We start from the raw sequence: 19,110 nt of genomic DNA on the forward strand, positions 1-19,110 counted from the left end.
TGAAATTTTGAAAACTATTAAAGCAGAAAATATAAGCAAAAAATATGTTATGGGAAGTACTGATGTTTTTGCATTAAGAAATGTAAGTGTTGAAGTAGGCGAGGGTGATTTTACATGCCTATTGGGGCCTTCTGGTTCAGGAAAGTCTACTTTGCTTTATTTGCTTGGGGGGCTGGACTTACCTTCTAAGGGTAAAGTAGTTATAGGTCAGGATGAAATATCAAATTTCTCTCAGAATGAGCTTAATTTTTTCAGAAGAAAGAATGTAGGATTTATATTCCAATCTTTTAATCTTTTGTCTCATTATAATGCATTAGAAAACGTGGAGATTCCATTATTTTTTGCTCGTTGGTCTAAAAAAGAAAGAAGAGAAAAAGCAGCTGAGATGCTAAAGTTAGTTGGCTTAGGAGAGCGCATGAAGCATAAACCCTCCGAGTTAAGTGGGGGTCAGCAGCAGAGGGTGAGTATAGCAAGAGCTTTAATTGCAGATCCAGATATAATTTTAGCTGATGAGCCAACTGGTAACCTTGATAGCAAAACAGGGAAAGAAATTATTGATTTATTAGTTAAGATGAGTGCTGAATATAATAAGACGGTTATTATGGCTACCCATGATATTGAAATAGCAGAGTATGCTGACAATATTATTACGCTAAAAGATGGAGTTATTGAGAGCAATAAAGCAAGGAGGAAATTTTCATGTATGTTTTAGAACTGTTTTTGCTGTCTTGGAATAATTTATGGCGTTCAAAGCTTAGAACTATATTTACTATTATAGGAATAGCCATAGGTTCAGGGGCAATTTTAGCGATGGTTTCTTTTGGAATAGGTTTGCAAAACATGGTTACTGAAGAGGTATCCGCAGGTGCAGATTTTCAGGTCTTAGAAGTTATGCCTGGTTATGATTTTTCTTCCGACCAGCCATTTCAGTTTGGAAGCGATCCAGACTTTCCATTAACTGAAGAAGCTATCCGAGAAATAAAAGCAATTGATGGGGTAGAGGGAGTAACTCCTGTACTCACTATACATGGGGCTAATGTAGTAATTGATAACGAAGAGTATAGTGTGTCGTTAATGGGGATAGACTTTTCTGCTATAGAAGACTTTGGTATGGATTTAGAAAATGAAAATAGTGATGGGGTAAGTGAAGGGTTGATTTTAGGAAATAAATTTAAAGAAAGAATTTCTGAGGAAAGCAAAATCTCAGATAATGAAACAATTAAAATAGGTGCTAGCAGATTTGGTGAGAAGGGTGAAGAAAAAAAGGATTATTCACTTAATTATGCAGGTACACTAGAAGAACAGGGAAGACAGATAGATTATTCGGTTTTAGTGCCTATAGAAAAGGCGGAGGACATCTTTAAATGGACAACAAATGATCCTGACTACAAACTAGAAGGGTATGAACAGGTTCAGGTACAAGTTGAATCATTAGAGGTAGTGGATGATGTCACTGAAAACCTTGAAGAGCAAGGATTTATTGTTTTTTCCCTAAAGCAAGTTATAGGTGTTTTAAATGCTATTTTTCGTGTGATACAAGTTATTTTGGGGGCAATAGGTTCCACTGCATTATTAGTCGCAGCCCTAGGGATAGTTAACACAATGTTTATGTCAATTTATGAAAGAGTACGGGAGGTTGGAATAATAAAGGTAGTGGGAGCGTCGTTTGGTGATATTAGAGCAATGTTTGTAATAGAGTCTGCTACAATAGGTTTTGTAGGAGGAGTTTTAGGAATAATATTTGGTTGGCTATTTGCTAAATTTGTAAACTTTGTTGTAAATATTATCTTAGCTTCTCAGGGCGGGGAAAGCCTTGTTATAGCCGATACACCTGTTGGACTTTTATTATTTATTTTATGTTTTACCACAATTATCGGTACTATTTCAGGGCTTTATCCTGCGACGAAAGCTATGAAAATGAGTCCGTTAGATGCAATTAGACAAGATTAGGAGAGTTGTAAAACTGTACAATAAAAAATAAGTTTAAGTTAGATGATAAAATCCGTACCTTATATAAAGTACGGATTTTATTTATATGAAATTTTTGGAAGGAAATATACATTTACAATATTAAAATTAAATGTTAGAATGTTTTTTGTAAGTATTCAATGATAGACATTTAAAAGCCAGTGGACACTAACTTTCAATATTTTTGAAAAGGCCATCAATTCATAGTCAGTTACTATTCTTTTTTGTTGTTCAATTTTTGATATACTGGCCCGATCTATGTAAACTGCTATGGTTTCAAGTTTTGCAGATAATTGTTCTTGTGTTAGGCCGTTTTGTAATCTGGCTTTCTTAATCTTTGGACCTGCAAGATTCATGGAATTAGACTCACGTATAATTTTCATTAAAAACCACCTTTGCTAATTCATTTAGTATGTTATAATAAAAAAAGTCTCTGTTTAGTGTAACTTATTTTTTTAAATATGCTGTTCTAATAAAGAACGGTAGGATAGAATAAAGAGGAAGTGTATATAATGGAAACGAATAAGAGTGAAAGTAACTGTATAGATGTAGAACATAATAAGGACGAAATTTTGAAAGAAATCAAAGAACTTAGAAAACAGTTACATGATTTAGTTAGAGAAGAGGGAGAAAAATTTGTTGATTCTGAAGTAGTTAAGCTCAGTGAGAAGCTAGATAAAGCTTTGAACTTATATTATAAAAAAGAGTATGGTGATAAATGATTCTGTAGTTAGTATTTGAGGTTAAGCAAATTTTATTAAAACAAGCACATTTTTAGAGTGCTTTTATCTTTTTGAGCAAATTTACCCAAAAAAGACAGACTCAAACTTGTTTTTGAAAGACAAGTTTGAATCTGTCTTTTTTTTATAACTTTTTTATTTTTTAAGTGATTATTTTTTGCATATTTTGTTTTTTCTATAATAAATTTTAATATATCAATTATAGAAAAGGAGGAGAATGGATGGTAGCTAAGCAAAAAAATAAGAAAGGGATAGGAACACGTTTTTTAGACTTCGTAGAAGTTGTAGGTAACAAGCTCCCTCACCCCATGATGTTATTCTTCATACTTGCAGCTCTTGTACTTGTTCTATCTTTGGTTTTAAGTGCAATTAACGTTTCGGTAGAGCACCCTGTTTCTGGTGAAGAAGTTGAGGTAATTAACCTTCTAAACGCCGATGGTATTCGAGATATTTTTACAAAAGCGGTAGATAATTTTGTTAACTTTGCACCTCTAGGAGTTGTGCTAGTAGCAATGTTAGGTGTTGGTGTAGCAGATAAAACTGGCCTTATATCTTCTACTCTGAAAAAGCTTATATTAGGAGCTCCGGATAAACTTGTAACAGTTGTAGTGATATTAGCTGGAATTTTATCTAATGTTGCTGCTGATGCTGGATATGTTGTTGTAATACCTCTTGGTGCTATTGTCTTTGCTGCTAAAGGAAGGCACCCAATAGCTGGGCTTGCTGCTGCCTTTGCTGGTGTTTCTGGGGGCTTCAGTGCTAACTTAGTACCTTCAATGCTTGACCCGATGTTGGCTGGATTTACACAAGATGCTATTTTAAGCTCTGGTTTGGTCGAAGAGTATACGGTTACTGCTACAGCAAACTTATATTTTATGATGGCTTCAACAGTTTTGATTACTATTGTTGGTACTTTAGTAACTGAAAAGATTGTGGAACCTAGACTAGGTAAATATTCAGGAGATCATGAGGAAAAATTCGATCCCCTTACTGAGCAAGAGAATAAAGCATTAAAATCTGCTCTAATTGGATTAGCTATATTTGTTATAGGTTTACTAGTGATGCTAGTTCCACAAAATGGTATTATGCGTGGAGAAGAGGGAGCTATTATTACCGCCATGACACCATTTATGAATTCTATGATACCTTTAATAGCTTTAATGTTTCTACTTCCAGCGCTCTTTTATGGTAGAAAAGCTGGTACAATTAAGAGTAACCATGATGTTGCAAATTATATGGGGCAGTCCATGGCTGATATGGGCGGTTATATCGCACTAGCGTTTGCAGCTTCTCAGTTTGTGGCATACTTTGAATGGAGTCAAATTGGAAGTGTTATTTCTATATCAGGTGCAAACTTCTTACAATGGATAGGACTAGATGCTTGGCCTATCCCGCTGATATTGGCTTTTATACTGGTATGTGCTATTATTAACATCTTTATCGGTAGCGCAACTGCAAAGTGGGGTATTATGGCTCCAGTATTTGTACCGATGTTATATTTACTAGGGACAGATCCAGAAGTTGTGCAGCTAGCATATCGTATTGGTGATTCGACAACCAATATTATTTCTCCATTGCTACCATATTTTGCATTTATAATTGCATTTGCCCAAAAATACGAGAAAAATTTAGGAATTGGAACTCTAGTTTCTACAATGCTTCCATACTCTATTGCATTCACAATTTCTTGGATGATTTTGCTAACAGTGTGGCTGTTACTTGGAATACCGGTAGGATTTTAAGAACAAATTAAAAAAGGTGGGATGAGGTCAAATACCTTATCCCACTTTTTTAGATCTATTTATAGACCTCATATATGGGGTGGTCTCGAAGAGCTTATCATAGGTTAACTGGATGTTTTATTTTTGGATTAATTATAAAATGATCAGATTTGAATCTCTTATACAAAAACGTCATTTAACATTTTTACTAGATATTGGGGGAACTACTTGAAACTATCTATAACAATTTTGTTATATAAGCTGTTATAAATTTGCAATGCCTAGAAGGGCAAGGTGAAAACATAGATGTTTTATCCTATTTTTACCTCGTCCTTTTTCATAGTTAAATTCTTCGTGGCATATTACTTAGCAAAGAGTCAATGGGAGGTAAGACTATGGGCCGCAAAACTATTATAGCTTGCAATATTTTGATACTATTTTTTCTTTATATAATAATTGCTGTTTTTTTTGCCTTTATTTATATATTATTAGATATTGTGGAATTAGGCAAAATAGTTGATCACCATGCTTCTTTATATCATCAACAACAAGCAATTGATCTTTTTACCCGTTCGATATATTTTAGTTTTATCACTCTGTTTGCAGTTGGTTATGGAGATGTATCACCACTGGGTCTAGCAAAGGGAGTTGCCATCGTCCAAGCGCTAGTTGGATATGTGCTTCCTTACGCAATAATATTAAATTACATAGTATTTAAGCCTAAAATTATTAGGTGGCATGTAAAAAAGAAAATTAGGTAAAGGAAGTTGTTTATTAAAGGTCGAATAATTAATGTAAACCTTTATGGGGGTGGATACAATTAATTTAAACTTAGGAGACCTAGATAAACGAAAGGAAGAAATAAGAGAAGAGTATCAAAAAGTAAAGTCAGAAAAGGAAATTCTTTTACTTAAAAGCCTGACAGAGTTCTTAAATTATAAGGCTGAAATGGTTGAGTTAAAAAATAAAACTAACTTTAGTTTTGAAAGGCAAAAAAATTTGGAAAGAGAACTTTTGTTTATGATACTATTTGTGTGTTTATTAGCTATATCTACTGTCAATATCCTTAAATGGGTTATTGTTGGAGTGGGAGTTGTTATGCTCACAGCATCTTGCGTTTTACTGTTTTTAAATCGACAGCAAATGAAAAAGACAAAAGAGGAACAACAGTATATAGAAAAAGTAATAGAAGATGCCAATGCTGTGATAGATGAGTTTCAAGAAGAATTAAGTAATACCGTAAATTATTCTCTGCAAAAAGATGAATAAAATCATCCTAGCACTTAACTATATTATTAAAAACAAGTTGACTTAAAAATAAAGCGGGATATCTATGGTTTTTATCGTAGATATCCCGTTTTACTCATATATTTTAATATAGAAAGCTTTAAAGATTAAAATTAAGTTGTTGCATACAGTAGATTTTATAATTACTTAAAGGGGGTAGAGCATGTGGAAGATAGATTTTGTTTAGCGGCCGAACAGTTAACAAGACATTGTGACATTGAAGAGATTTACTTCGACAATACAGAACAAATAGAACATCTGAGTAGAATTATTGGGCAGGATAGGGCGATAGAGGCGTTAACTTTTGGGCTTAGCATAGAGAGAAAGGGATATAACATTTTCATATCAGGAATTAGTGGCACAGGAAAATCTAGCTATGCTAACTATATAGCTAAATCCTTTGCTGAAAACAGGAAAAAACCTGAGGATTGGCTTTACGTTTTTAACTTTAGTAACCCTGATACTCCTAAGGCTATTAAAACTAGAGGAGGTCAAGGAGAGAACTTTGTTAAAGAGATAGACTATCTAATTAAAAAACTAAAAAAAGAGATACCGAAAGCTTTTCAAAATAATGAATACAAAAACAAAAAAAAAGAAATTTTTAAAGATACTCAACGAAAACAAAAGGTATTTGCCAAAAATTTAAATGAAGTAGCTAGAAAATATGGTTTTATTTTTAAAGATACAGAACAAGGGTTTTGCCATATACCACTTAAGGATGGAAAGCCTATAAGCCAGGAGAATTATAATAATTTATCTCCAGAGGAACTTGAAGAAGTAAAAATTAATTCGCAAAAGTTAGAGATGATAACTGAAGATTGGTTTGATGAGTTAAAAGAGTTACAGGAAGAACTGGAAGAAAAGCTTGACAACTTAGATAAAGAGCAGGGTGAAAAGCTAGTTGCTTATTATGTAAAAAAGATAGCAAACAATTTCGGCGATAACAAAGCTATAGAGGTATTCTTAAAAGATTTAAAGGAAGATCTTATTGTAAACATCAAACGTTTTGCAAGAACACATGAGTCGGAAGGTAAAAGTGAGGCACTGCTGCCTTTTTTACAAAGTCAAACTGGAGAAGAATTTTTTAATAGATATAAAGTCAATCTTCTAGTAAATAACAAAGAAAATAAGTATGCACCCATTGTTAGCGAAAACAATCCAAATTTTCACAACTTAAATGGAACTGTGGAATATAGAAATGAGATGGGAATGTTAAAAACAGATTTTACTCAAATAAAACCGGGGACTTTTCATTTAGCAAATGGAGGGTATCTAATAATACAAGCAAAAGATTTATTAGTTCAACCTTTTGCTTGGGATATTTTAAAGCGAACATTAAAAACTGGTATTATTACTGTAGAGGACTTGGGTAAACAACTGGGGTATATGTATACAACTACTTTAAAACCAGAACCGATACCAGTAGATTTGAAGGTTATTTTGATTGGAGATGAACATTTATACCAATTGCTATATCAATATGATGAAGATTTTAGAAAGCTATTTAAGATAAAGGCTGACTTTGATATGGAAATGGAGAGATCTATACAAAATATAGCCAAGATGGGACAATTTATAGTTAGTCATTGTAAGCAGATATGTTTAAAGACTTTTGATAAAAGTGCGGTGGCTAGAGTTATAGAATATAGCTCACGAATATGTAATAGCCAAGAAAAGTTAAGTTCTCAATTTAGTAAAATAGTGGAGATTTTATATGAGGCCGATGGTTGGGCTGAGATTGAAAAGTCTGAGTGGGTATCTAGAGGTCATGTAGAAAAAGCCATCGAAAAAAAAATATACCGAAATTCTAAATATGAAGAAAAAATTGATGAACGATTTGAAAATGGGGCCATACTGATTGAAGTTAGTGGTAATCAAGTAGGGCAAATAAATGGCCTTACCGTTATGGGCACGGGACAAAGCTTGTTTGGGAAGCCTTGTAGAATAACAGTTAACACATATAAGGGAAAGCCGGGGATAATAAGCATCCAAAGAGAAACTAAAAATAGTGGGAGTATTTATGAAAAAGGTGTGTTAACCTTAAGTGGTTATCTAGGTGGAAAATATGCACAGAATAAACCGATGTCGTTGTCTGTAAGTATAAGCTTTGAACAAAATTATTCTATAATAGACGGGGATAGTGCATCTAGCACTGAACTTTATGGTATTTTATCCAGCATAGCGGAGGTTCCTTTAAAGCAAAATATTGCTGTTACAGGCTCGGTAAATCAAAAGGGAGAGATTCAGCCAGTAGGAGGAGTAAACGAAAAAATAGAAGGCTTTTATGAGATTTGTAAACTTAAAGGTCTAACTGGTGATCAAGGTGTAATAATACCTAAGCAAAATGTGAAAAACTTAATGCTAAAAGAAGAAGTAATAAAAGCAGTAAAAACTAGAAATTTTTTTATATATGCTATAAATCACGTGGATGAAGGAATAGAAATATTAACAGATTTACCAGCAGGGGAAAAAGATAAAAACGGAAACTACCCCAAAGGAACCTTCAATGCTCGGGTTATTGAGAAGTTGGAAAAGTCTGAGTAAAAATCGAAGAAGGAGTGTAAAAAGTAATAAGAGTTTTACAATTTACAATTAAGAGCAGTTTGACACTTCTCTTTTGAATGAGGTTTTTAAAAAGACCCAATGGGTCAGAGTGCTCAAAAGTGCTTAGATTCTAGGCGCAGAAAAAGTCCAGGCCCGCAGCGGTTCTTTTAAATATCTGGGGATAGGATGAAAGAAAAAGGGAATTTACAATTTACAATGGACAACTGTTTTAAAAAGGCAGAGTTCAAAAACGAATTTACAATTTACAATGGACAATTGACAATTAAGGGCACTCTGTTCAGTCAGGACATAGGTAACAAATTTACAACGACCATTGTTTTGAATGAGGTTTTAAAAAAGACTCAAACTGGGTCAGAGTGCTCAAAAGTGTTTAGATTCTAGGCGCAAAAAATAGTCCAGGCCCGCAGCGTATAATTTCATACGTGAGGAGTCTGGACTTTTTTTGCAACAACGAAGGAGGGTGGGGGCTTTTTCAGACCAAAACTGGCCAGATTGCTTAGAAGTGCTCAGATTCTAGGCGCCCGACACTCAGAATACCTGAGCGTATCAACACGTGAGGAGATTCTGAGTGTTGGGCAACAACGAAGGTGAGTGCTTATAAGCTGTCTGGGGTTATTTTCCTACTATGTTGGCGGAAGAGAAGCACACCATTGGTGAATATCCCATGTGATAGAAAATACTTCTCATAACCTCATATTTAGTTCCGACAGCTTCAATATTTTTGAAGAGGTCATAAATGTTTCCGGCAATCATGCTGCCTTTGACTTGACCTACTAATTTACCATCTTCAATTAAATAACCAGAAGATATATTCATTGAAAACTCTCCTTGGTTGATATTACCGGTATGAGCTCCCATTACGCCTGTTATAAACAGGCCTCTTTTTATGCCTTTTATTATTTCTTTGTCGTCTTTGTGGTTTCCTTCTATTACAATGTTTGTGTCAAAAACCGCTGGTTTATCTTCGATTTCTTTAGAGAAAAGTGTACGTTTAAAGGCATTTCCTGTAGGGTCTTTGTCTAGTTTTTTAGACTGGCTTATGCCTACTAGGTAGTTTTTGAGTACACCTTTATCGTATAGCATAGTATTTTGAGAGGGGGTACCTTCATCGTCAAATAGGCATGTGTTAACGCCAAAAGGCATTTTGCCGTCATCTCTTATGGTAATGTTTTTGGAAAAAAGCTGTTGGCCTACTTTATTTTTAAGTGGTGAGATGTCTTTTACAACATTTCCTCCGTTAACACCTCCTAGAACTCTTAGCATAAGAGATCCCATAACTTTTCCTGTAAAAATAACCGGCATTTTTTCGTTATCTAAAGTTATTGGATTGCTACTGAGGCGATGCATTTTAATAAGATCTTGAATATCTTCAGTGTTAACTTGAGGGATTTTTCCAGTGGAAAATTCTTTGGAGGCACCGGCAAAGCCTTTGTCAGTAATTGTACTTAAGGATAGTGAAAGGTTTGTATATTCATAGCATTTATCAAAACCAGAGCTGTTTAAAATATGAACCTTTCTGTAGCTTCTTGTTGCGTTTACTCCAAAATTAATGTCATCCGCAGCATCTTTTAATCTTTTTGATTGTTCAAAAGCAAAGTCTGTAAGCTTTTTTGTGTCCATGTTTTTAATTTCTTCCGACCAAGATATAACATCAGCTGCGTTTTCTTTATTAGGAAAAACTATAGCCTCTGATTTTTGGTTTTTAAGGGCTATGACTGCTCTGTCTATAATAGTTTCATCGTCTAAAGAAGTGGCTACAGCTGTTCCCATATTGCCATCTTTTACAATCCTTAAAGAGATTTCCGTTTTTTTCTTAGAGTTGACTTCTTTAAGCTCATCTAGTTTTATATTAACGGAATTACTGGAGATTTCCCTAACATATACCTCCGCTTGTTCTGCTACTTCTAATGCTTTACTCAATAATTTTTTCATGTTACTTCCCTCCTATCCCCATATTTTTTATTTTGATAGGTGCAGACCCTTTACCTGATTGAATAAGGATTTGCCCAGCTTTTCCGCAACCACCAGATTTGGAAAATTCAACTGTATCACCTATCATTTCAATATTTTTTAAAGTGGTAAACAGATGGCCTGTTAGAGCTATGTCTCTAACCATTCCCTTGATTTTACCCTGTTCTATTTTGTACCCGCCTTGTACTGCAAAGGTAAAGGTTTCTCCACTAGTTTGGCCCCCAGCAGATCCAAACAGATAAAGTCCGTTATCTATAGATTTAATCATGTCGTCAAAGGAATATTTTCCTTTATCTACGTAGATATTACCCATCCGAACAATAGGGGTGAAGCCAAAATTTTTAGCTCTAGCATGACCTGTTGGAACCTCGCCCATTACATTGGCGCTTTCTAAAGAATGTAATCTACCACTAAGTTTACCATTTTTAATCAAGTAGGTAGGTTTCCCTTTAGTTCCTTCATGATCGTATTTATAACTTCCTGGGTGCCCTTTGCGAGTGGGGTCATCTATGACATTAAACTCTGACATGGCAAATTCAGAGCCTAGCGTCATTGTTTTAGCTAAAGTTTCGTTGCCGATAAGGTTATCGGACTCGCTTAAGTGTCCAAAGGCTTCGTGAATAAACAAACCTCCCACATCGCTATCTAGAATAACATCGTAGTTTCCACCCTTGATTGGCTCTGCATCAAGTAGGTCTACTGTTTGCTCAACTTTAGCTAGTACCTCTGTATTTTTGTCTAGCAGCTCAGAGTAGTCCTCAGATCCACCAAAGGATAGTCTTGTTATCTGGGTTAGATCACCTCTTTTTGATGTTAGTCTAAAGGATAAACCGCATATAAGTTCCTCTTGTCTTACTTCTGTACCCTGATTGTTTAAAATCATAGTGTCTGTAAACTGCTCATAATAGCTTGCATCCACATCTATTATATTTTCATGTTTAATTATTAGGTTTATGTAATTTTCAACTAAAGCTGTTTTCTCAGAAATAGAGATGCTACGGGGATCCATTTTGGGGGAAACTTTTACATGGTCGCGGTTTACTTCAACGGTGGTCAATTTTTGTGCTCCTTCTATAAGGTCGCTGGCAACTTTGGCCTCTTTTATAGCAAAATCAATATCTCTTAGGTCTGTAAAAGAAAAAGTTCCAAACCCACCACCAGATAGTACCCGCACATTTCCCCCACTTTTTCTAATAATGGAAGCTTCGTCAATATCTTCCTTGTTACCTTTAATAGAGGTAAGTGAAAAGTCCTGATATCTAACATCACAAAATCCTTCTTTAAGCAATGAATTTTTTAATAAGCTAATATCCATATTATTCCCTCCCTGAAATATTTTCTGAACATTCCTTTTAATTATATCATTTCTATACTCGAAATACTAGGGTCCATTTTTTATGAACAATTGGGGCATAGGGTAAAAAGTATGATTTGGTGTAATAAAGGGAGATATAACAAATGGCGATTATGTTTGCTTTAAATAAGGCGAGGTTGGAGAGGAAAAATAATGTCTTCAACTTTTTATTTATGTAGATAAGAATATTGAGTAATAGTTCATCTTTCTAAAAATTTTGCTGCTAGAGAAGGAAACCATTGGTAGGTTGAGTTTTTGTAATATTGAGTGAAACATTCTTGACCACCTTGGTCTAGATGTGCTAAACTTAACATACAATAAGTAGACCGATGTGGTCAAATAGTGCGGGGTGATTATAATTACTGAAAAATTTGCCAAACTAGACAAAGAAAAACAGCAGAGAATTTTAAGTGCTGCAATGAAAGAGTTTGCTGAGCAGGGGTACGAAAAAGCTTCTACCAACAACATTGTTAAAGAAGCTGGTATAGGAAAGGGAATGCTTTTTTACTATTTTAACAACAAAAAGATGTTGCTATATTATTTGGTTGAATGGGGTGTTGATTTTCTTATAAAAGAATACCTCAATATGATTGATGAAGAGCAACAGGATTTTATTGAAAGATATAGGCAAGCTGCAAAAATAAAAATGGAAATTTATTATAGAAATCCACATGTATTTAATTTTTTAAGTTATTTTATAATTAATGATGATGAAGCACTTTCTGATGATTTAAAAGAACTCATAGCAGAAGCCAGACAGTTAGGATATGAAAAACTTTTTAACAACATCGATGCTTCACTTTTTAGAGATGATCTGCCACAAGAAGGGATTTACAAATTGATAATATGGACTATAGAAGGGTATGAAAAGGATGTTATTAATCGCTTGAAAGGTGACAAGTTGTTGGAAACAGAGGTAAAACCCTTATGGGATGAGTTTTATACTATATTAGATATGTTAAAAAAAGTTTATTACAAATAAAAGAGGAGGGTGAGAGATGGGAGTTTTAAAAGTTACTAATCTAACTAAAAAGTATGGAAATTTTACTGCTTTAAGCAAAGTAAATTTTGAAGTGAAAAAGGGAGAGGTATATGGGTTTATTGGTCCTAATGGTGCTGGAAAAACAACAGCCATTAGAGTTTTGCTGGGGATATTAAAAGCAACTGAGGGAAGCGCCACTATTTTTGGAAAAGATGCTTGGAATGATGCTGTAGAGATCCACAAAAATATTGCCTATGTTCCGGGAGATGTGAACTTGTGGCCCAATTTAACTGGTGGAGAAGTAATTGATCTTTTTGTACGACTTAGAGGTACAAATAATATAAACAGGCGGGAAGAACTTATAAAAAAGTTTGACTTAGACCCAACCAAAAAATGCAGAACTTATTCAAAGGGGAATAGACAGAAGGTAGCACTTATTGCCGCATTTGCCTCTGATGCAGATCTTTACATCTTAGATGAGCCAACATCTGGGTTAGATCCGTTAATGGAAAGAAAGTTTCAAGAATGTGTAATGAAGGCAAAGAAAGCAGGCAAAAGCATATTACTTTCTAGTCATATTTTATCCGAAGTTGAAAAACTATGCGATAAAGTAAGTATTATTAAAGAGGGGCAAATAATTGAATCTGGGACTTTAAGTGAGCTGCGCCATTTAACGCGAATAAATATAGAACTTGAAACAAAAAAGACAGTTTTAAATTTAGAAGGAGTTAAAGGTGTTCACGATCTTGTAAAAAAAGATAATGTTATATACTTTCAGGTAGATTCAGAGAATTTAGGGGAAGTCATAAAATATTTAGGGCAGTTTGATGTGGTTAGACTTAAAAGCGCTCCACCCACTTTAGAAGATTTATTTATGCGTCACTATGAGGGAGCGGGAGGTGTTAATTAATGTCAAATAATATCTTTAGCAATACTTTGAAGTTATCTGCACTAATATTAAAAAGAGATTGCTTTAATATAATAATTTGGTTACTATCTATAACTATATTTACAATAGCTATGGCGCCAGCTTTAACAGAACTTTTTTCTACAGAGCAGGAAATCAAATTAATGGCTGAAACCATGAAAAATCCGGCTATGTCAGCTATGGTGGGTCCAGGTTTTGGTTTGGACGATTATACGTATGGTGCCATGATGGCCCATATGATGTTGTTATTTACAGCTATAGTTGTAGCTATTATGAGTATCATGCTCGTTACACGACATACTCGTGCTGATGAAGAGGAGGGGCGTATAGAGATGATACGCTCTCTACCTGTTGGGAGACTCTCTAATTTAACTTCAGTTTTGATCGTGTTGGTTGTAGTTAATGTAATACTAGCCATTGCTGTTGGCTTGGGATTAACGGTTTTAAATATTGAAAGTATTGATTTGCCAGGTTCATTGTTGTATGGAGCGGTGTTAGGAGTTACAGGGATTTTTTTTGCAGCATCAACAGCATTTTTATCACAACTATCCAATAATACTAGAACTACCATGGGATACTCTTTTAGTTTTTTATTGATAGCTTATCTTATAAGGGCTATTGGAGATGGAGGAAAGGAATCTTTATCTTGGTTTTCACCCCTTGGATGGGTCACGCAAACTCAAGTATTTGTTAATAATTACTGGTGGCCTCTATTTATAACTTTAGGGGCAGCTGTAATTGTTGGCGTTTTAGCTATGTACTTAAACTCTTTAAGGGATCTAGACTCTGGATTTATAGCCGCAAGACCAGGAAAAGGTAATGCTTCACCTTTCCTGCAAACTCCCCTAGGGCTGGCTTTTAGACTTCAACGTACGGGAATTATACTATGGGCAATTGGAATGTTCGTATTGGGAGCTTCTTATGGGTCAGTGCTAGGTGATCTAGAAGCATTTATTGAAGGTAATGAGATGTATAAACAACTTTTACCTTCAGGTGGTGACCACCTATCTTTAACTGAACAATTTCTTACCATGCTTATGTCGATTATTTCTATTATTGGAACTATTCCTGCTTTGATGATAATTTTAAAGATTAAAGGAGAAGAAAAAAAGAATCGTACGGAACAGTTGCTTGCTAGAGCCGTATCAAGAAATAATTTGCTAGGAAGCTACTTGCTTATTTCTGTAGTAATTGCACCTTTGATGGTAATATCTTCTTCATTAGGAATGTGGTTGGTAGGTAAATCTGTAATGGATGTTTCTATATCTTTTAGTACGATATTTAATTCAGCTATGGTTTATGTACCTGCCGTTTGGGTAATGGTAGGGTTAGCAACTTTGCTAATTGGCTATTTGCCAAAAAGTACAATAGTTACATGGGTGTATTTACTTTATTCGTTTTTTGTAGTGTATTTGGGCGGGTTGTTTCAGTTGTCTGAATGGATGGTTAAGTTGACTCCCTTTGGTAATATTCCACAAGTTCCAGTAGAAGATATGAGTTTTGTTAAGGTAACTGCTTTGACTGTGGTAGCAATAGGGATGATGATTGCTGGTTTCATTGGCTATGGACGTAGGGATTTACAAGGCTAATTTATTGCAGCTGGTTTTTTTAAATTATTTAATAATTCATGTATGGTCTGAAAGGGAATATTTCTTCTTATAAAAATAAAAAGAATGCAGGAAAAAATATTACTACAAGCGAAATAAATATACGTACAATCTATTCAAAGGACGTGGCAAATTTTGTTAGACACATTGACAGATACAGTAGTATTACTGATGCTGGCAACAGTGGGGTGGGCGGTATTTAATGTTGCAAAGTTACCGGTACCATCGTTTCTGGGTACATTAACGGTAATAGGAGGGCTAAGAGCTGCAGGTATTAACTTGCCTTATGCTCCCGCTTTTATAGCTCCACTTGCACAAACTTTATTGGGAATTTATATGGGCGCGAAGATAAACAGTGACACTATAAAAGACTTAAAAAATATAGTAGTTCCCGCTGCTATTATTGCAGCTTGGTCAATTGCTACTGTATTTGTATTGGGCTTAACTTTATATAAATTTACCTCTTTAGATTTATATACTGCTATACTTTCATCTAGTATGGGTGGTTTGCCAGAAATGACTATTATAGCAATGGATACAAACTCTGATCTTGGTACTATTATTGTTATGCATATGTTTAAAATAATTGTAACAATAACTTTTTTCCCAATATTTATAAATTATTGCGCAGAAAAAAATGGTGAAGAATTAAATAAAGATATAGGAGAAGGAGAAGAGCAAGAATTATCCTTGTTTAAAAAAGTTACGGAAGTTGTTATGAGTTTTTGTAAAAACTTTTTTTTGCCTAACTATAACCTAATTATAAGATTTTTAGTATCAATATCTATAGCTGGGTTAGGAGGTTATATTCTTACTTATTTTGGGGTTCCAGCTGGGTTTATGGTAGGAGCGATGATTTTTACAGCTATAGCCTCTGTTTCTGGTGTGAAAGTATTAGCTCCTTCAGGATCAGCATTTAATTTTTTGCTTATGGGTGTAGGAATTATGGTGTCAGATAATATAACCGAAGAGACAGTTGAGAGCATAACTTCTGGGGAGATATTATTGCCATTGGTAATTACTGCTATATTTGTATTTGGCACATCGTACCTTATAGCTTTGACTATCCATAGACTTTTTAAGTGGGATTTAACTACCTGCCTTTTAGCGGCAGCTCCAGGTGGATTTACCATCATGACTACTTTAGCTATTAAATATGATAAAAGTCCATTTAGGGTATCTATGCTGCATTTATGTAGGATTATGATTATCAAATTGGTGGTTCCTTTTACTTTTATGGCCTTGTTATAGAAGTAAATGGAAATGTTGAAATACCAGCCCAAGTTTAAGAGGGCTGGTGTTTTGTTGTTTTTGGATTTTTCTAGAGGTTTTTGCCCTAAGTTAATAGAAATAGTTATAATCAGAAGAAATTTCATATGTGTAAAAGAAGGAGAATAGCTATAATATATCCTCAAGCTCTAAAAAACCATGTTGAGAATATAGGGCCTTTTAGGTAATGGTTTACTTTTTTTTATTGCTGTGGGGCTGGCTGCTCCACTTTTTGAAGAGGTTATTTTTAGAGGATTAATTTTTGACGAACTTGAAGGAAAACTTTCTATTAAATCTGCTATAATATTACAAGCGGTTTTATTTGGAGTATATCATATGAATATGGTACAAGGTGTTTACACTACGGTAATGGGAGTTCTTTTAGGGTTATCTATCGTTTGGGCTGGATCCATATGGAATACATGCAGGTAATAATATTTTTAGCATTTTGTTAGAGGATTTTCCGTTTAAACACTTTATAGATCAAGTGACACCGTTAGGAATTGTGTTTGTGCAGATTTCTATTTTTATTATTATGCCTGTTTATTTATGGTGCCTTTACAAACATAGAATAGATTTTAAACCTAAGGATCCAGAATCTGAAATAAAGACTGAAATTGTTCAGAACAGCCCATTAGTATGGATAAGTAGGAGTCTATCACAGTGATAAGTTAGTTAGAAATAATTAAGAGCGCAAGATACTGTGACGGACAGGAAAAAGGGAGGTGCAGAAGATAAAGGTGAAAGTGCGGTAGCTAGTTAAAATTTTGGAAAAAGTACATAAATTTATACTTGAGGTGAAAATGTATGAAATTAATATCGTGGAATGTCAACGGACTAAGGGCGTGTTTAAAGAAAGGATTTTTAGATTCCTTCAAAGAATTAGATGCTGATATCTTCGCTGTACAGGAGACAAAGCTTCAACCAGGTCAGGTCGAACTAGATGTTCAAGGGTACTATGACTATTGGAATTATGCTAAAAATAAGAAAGGTTACTCTGGGACAGTTATTTTTACTAAGGTAAAACCATTAAATGTTCAAAACGGAATAGGTTTAGAAGAACATGACCAGGAAGGAAGGACAATTACTTTAGAGTTTGATGGGTTCTTTTTTGTTAATGTGTATACTCCAAACTCTCAAAGAGGTCTTGCTAGACTAGATTATAGGATGAATTGGGAAGAAAATTTTAGAGAGTATCTAAAGAAGTTAGATGAGAAAAAACCTGTGATTTTATGTGGTGATTTTAACGTCGCTCATAAAGAAATTGATATCAAAAATCCTAAAAGCAACAGAAAGAATGCTGGCTTTACAATAGAGGAGCGGGATAAACTTACTCAGTTACTAAAGGCGGGATTTATCGATACTTATAGAAACTTTTACCCTAAAAGAGAAGAGGCCTATACATGGTGGTCCTATATGCGCCAAGCTAGAGATAGAAATATAGGGTGGAGGTTAGATTATTTTATAGTATCTGAGCGCTTAAAAGATAAATTAAACGATTCCATAATTTATGATGATATAATGGGGAGTGACCATTGTCCAGTTGGGTTAAAACTAGATAATTTAACTTAACATTTTTGTTCAATTTATGTTACCATAAACTTTTGAGATTATCATAAGGAGTGGTTAGACATGTTGGACACAAACTATAGAGTTACTGACAAAGAAACTTGGTATGGAAGAGTAGATAGCAAGGAAAATTATGATGCTTTTAGATGGCATCAATGGGTGCAGCTATTAAATCTAAATGACAAAAATTTATCCCAATATATGGGTGAGCTTGGTTTTGCTTTTATAGGGTTTTGTTGTGATGAGGGTGTAAAAAAAAATAAAGGGCGAGAAGGTGCTGCTAAAGGCCCTTTTGCTATCAGACAAGAGTTAGCTAATCTGCCTTGTAGGTTTTCTCAAGAAGTTAAACTATTTGATGCAGGAGATATTTGGTGTGATGGTGTGTCGTTGGAAAAAAGTCAGGATTTACTTGCTAAAGCAGTGCAAAGGATTTTGGATTTAAACTTATTTCCAATTATTCTAGGAGGTGGGCATGAACTTGCTTTTGGTAGTTTTAACGGTATTAAAAATCATCTAACTTCAAAAAAGCAAAATGCTAACCTTGGAATAATTAATTTCGATGCACATTTTGATTTGCGGCCATACTCTAATGGAGGAAGCTCTGGTACAATGTTTAAACAGATTGCAGATGATTGTATAAAAACAAAAACGGATTTTAATTATCTTTGTCTTGGAATTCAAAATCATAGTAATACAAAGGCTTTATTTAATATAGCAGAAGAACTTGGTGTTAATTATGTGCTAGCAAAAGATATAATTTATAATGATACTTGGGCTGTCTTGGAACAAATTGATACGTTTATTAGGCCAATTGATGAAATATATATTACGATCTGTTCTGATGTATTTTCGTCGGCTTTTGCCCCTGGAGTTAGTTCTACACAGCCACTAGGTTTGAATCCTGAGCAAGTATTGAAGTTTATTAAGTATATTTTAAGGACAAAAAAAGTAGTGGGATTTGATGTAGCTGAAGTTTCCCCAAGATTTGATCAAGATAATACTACAGCTAACTTAGTTTCTGTATTGATATTTGCTTTGGTGACAACTATGGCTACAAACTGTAAATTATCGTGGTAAAAATGTGATGTGTTTCTCTTGTTAAACAAAAGATGTAAAATAGTGGAATAAATGAATACTATTGGGGTTTGA

General features: G+C 34.4%; 17 protein-coding genes and 1 pseudogene. 15 read left to right on the plus strand and 3 right to left on the minus strand.

Features of this window, described 5'->3' with window-relative positions; all coding sequences use genetic code 11:
* Positions 1-7 precede the first annotated feature (7 nt).
* Positions 8-712 (plus strand): ABC transporter ATP-binding protein, encoded by a 705-nt coding sequence (locus PRVXT_RS05340; RefSeq protein WP_350344635.1) that lies wholly within the window; start codon positions 8-10, stop codon positions 710-712.
* Complete coding sequence (locus PRVXT_RS05345) at positions 700-1,950, plus strand: ABC transporter permease (protein WP_350344636.1); 1,251 nt, start codon at positions 700-702, stop codon at positions 1,948-1,950. Before PRVXT_RS05340 ends, PRVXT_RS05345 begins: the two co-directional genes overlap by 13 nt.
* Positions 1,951-2,105: 155 nt before the next feature.
* Here the strand turns inward: PRVXT_RS05345 and PRVXT_RS05350 are convergent, their stop codons facing one another.
* Entirely contained in the window at positions 2,106-2,351 is a 246-nt protein-coding gene (locus PRVXT_RS05350; RefSeq protein WP_350344637.1) for a helix-turn-helix domain-containing protein, read from the minus strand.
* Between the two features lie 129 nt (positions 2,352-2,480).
* On the opposite strand from PRVXT_RS05350, the gene PRVXT_RS05355 reads away from it, so the two are divergent.
* The 5 genes from PRVXT_RS05355 to PRVXT_RS05375 all read left to right on the plus strand — a co-directional run bounded on the left by PRVXT_RS05355 (position 2,481) and on the right by PRVXT_RS05375 (position 8,260).
* Entirely contained in the window at positions 2,481-2,690 is a 210-nt protein-coding gene (locus tag PRVXT_RS05355; RefSeq protein WP_350344638.1) for an aspartyl-phosphate phosphatase Spo0E family protein, read from the plus strand.
* A gap of 239 nt (positions 2,691-2,929) precedes the next feature.
* Positions 2,930-4,450: an AbgT family transporter gene (locus tag PRVXT_RS05360; RefSeq protein WP_350344639.1), complete on the plus strand. Its 1,521-nt coding sequence runs from the start codon at positions 2,930-2,932 to the stop codon at positions 4,448-4,450.
* A 374-nt stretch (positions 4,451-4,824) separates the two neighbouring features.
* Positions 4,825-5,190 carry an ion channel gene (locus PRVXT_RS05365; protein ID WP_350344640.1) on the plus strand — a complete coding sequence of 122 codons (366 nt, stop codon included), beginning with the start codon at positions 4,825-4,827 and terminating at the stop codon, positions 5,188-5,190.
* Between the two features lie 43 nt (positions 5,191-5,233).
* Complete coding sequence (locus PRVXT_RS05370; protein WP_350344641.1) at positions 5,234-5,698, plus strand: hypothetical protein; 465 nt, start codon at positions 5,234-5,236, stop codon at positions 5,696-5,698.
* 183 nt (positions 5,699-5,881) lie between these two features.
* Complete coding sequence (locus PRVXT_RS05375; protein ID WP_350344642.1) at positions 5,882-8,260, plus strand: Lon protease family protein; 2,379 nt, start codon at positions 5,882-5,884, stop codon at positions 8,258-8,260.
* Positions 8,261-8,893: 633 nt separating this feature from the next.
* Here the strand turns inward: PRVXT_RS05375 and PRVXT_RS05380 are convergent.
* Entirely contained in the window at positions 8,894-10,213 is a 1,320-nt protein-coding gene (locus tag PRVXT_RS05380) for a TldD/PmbA family protein (RefSeq protein ID WP_350344643.1), read from the minus strand.
* A 1-nt stretch (position 10,214) separates the two neighbouring features.
* Positions 10,215-11,567, minus strand: a complete 1,353-nt coding sequence (locus PRVXT_RS05385) for a TldD/PmbA family protein (protein ID WP_350344644.1) — start codon at positions 11,565-11,567, stop codon at positions 10,215-10,217.
* A gap of 388 nt (positions 11,568-11,955) precedes the next feature.
* Between PRVXT_RS05385 and PRVXT_RS05390 the strand changes: the two genes are divergently transcribed.
* From PRVXT_RS05390 to hutG, 8 genes and pseudogenes are all read left to right on the plus strand, one after another.
* On the plus strand, positions 11,956-12,588 hold the full coding sequence (locus PRVXT_RS05390) for a TetR/AcrR family transcriptional regulator (protein WP_350344645.1): 633 nt from the start codon (positions 11,956-11,958) through the stop codon (positions 12,586-12,588).
* A gap of 16 nt (positions 12,589-12,604) precedes the next feature.
* Positions 12,605-13,498 (plus strand): ABC transporter ATP-binding protein, encoded by an 894-nt coding sequence (locus tag PRVXT_RS05395; protein ID WP_350344646.1) that lies wholly within the window; start codon positions 12,605-12,607, stop codon positions 13,496-13,498.
* Complete coding sequence (locus PRVXT_RS05400; RefSeq protein ID WP_350344647.1) at positions 13,498-15,105, plus strand: ABC transporter permease; 1,608 nt, start codon at positions 13,498-13,500, stop codon at positions 15,103-15,105. The genes PRVXT_RS05395 and PRVXT_RS05400 overlap by 1 nt, the downstream gene beginning before the upstream one ends.
* Before the next feature lie 165 nt (positions 15,106-15,270).
* A complete protein-coding gene (locus tag PRVXT_RS05405) occupies positions 15,271-16,374 on the plus strand; it encodes an AbrB family transcriptional regulator (protein ID WP_350344648.1) in 1,104 nt (367 codons plus the stop codon).
* Between the two features lie 6 nt (positions 16,375-16,380).
* Positions 16,381-16,521, plus strand: coding sequence for a hypothetical protein (locus PRVXT_RS05410; protein ID WP_350344649.1), 141 nt, complete (start codon positions 16,381-16,383; stop codon positions 16,519-16,521).
* A gap of 72 nt (positions 16,522-16,593) precedes the next feature.
* Positions 16,594-16,824, plus strand: a pseudogene (locus tag PRVXT_RS05415) (lysostaphin resistance A-like protein); the annotation flags it as partial.
* Between the two features lie 375 nt (positions 16,825-17,199).
* Positions 17,200-17,964 carry an exodeoxyribonuclease III gene (locus tag PRVXT_RS05420; RefSeq protein WP_350344650.1) on the plus strand — a complete coding sequence of 255 codons (765 nt, stop codon included), beginning with the start codon at positions 17,200-17,202 and terminating at the stop codon, positions 17,962-17,964.
* Positions 17,965-18,024: 60 nt separating this feature from the next.
* Entirely contained in the window at positions 18,025-19,038 is a 1,014-nt protein-coding gene (gene hutG / locus PRVXT_RS05425) for a formimidoylglutamase (RefSeq protein ID WP_350344651.1), read from the plus strand.
* The last annotated feature ends 72 nt before the right edge of the window (positions 19,039-19,110 follow it).

This window comes from Proteinivorax tanatarense (assembly GCF_040267685.1).
Lineage (GTDB): Bacteria > Bacillota > Proteinivoracia > Proteinivoracales > Proteinivoracaceae > Proteinivorax > Proteinivorax tanatarense.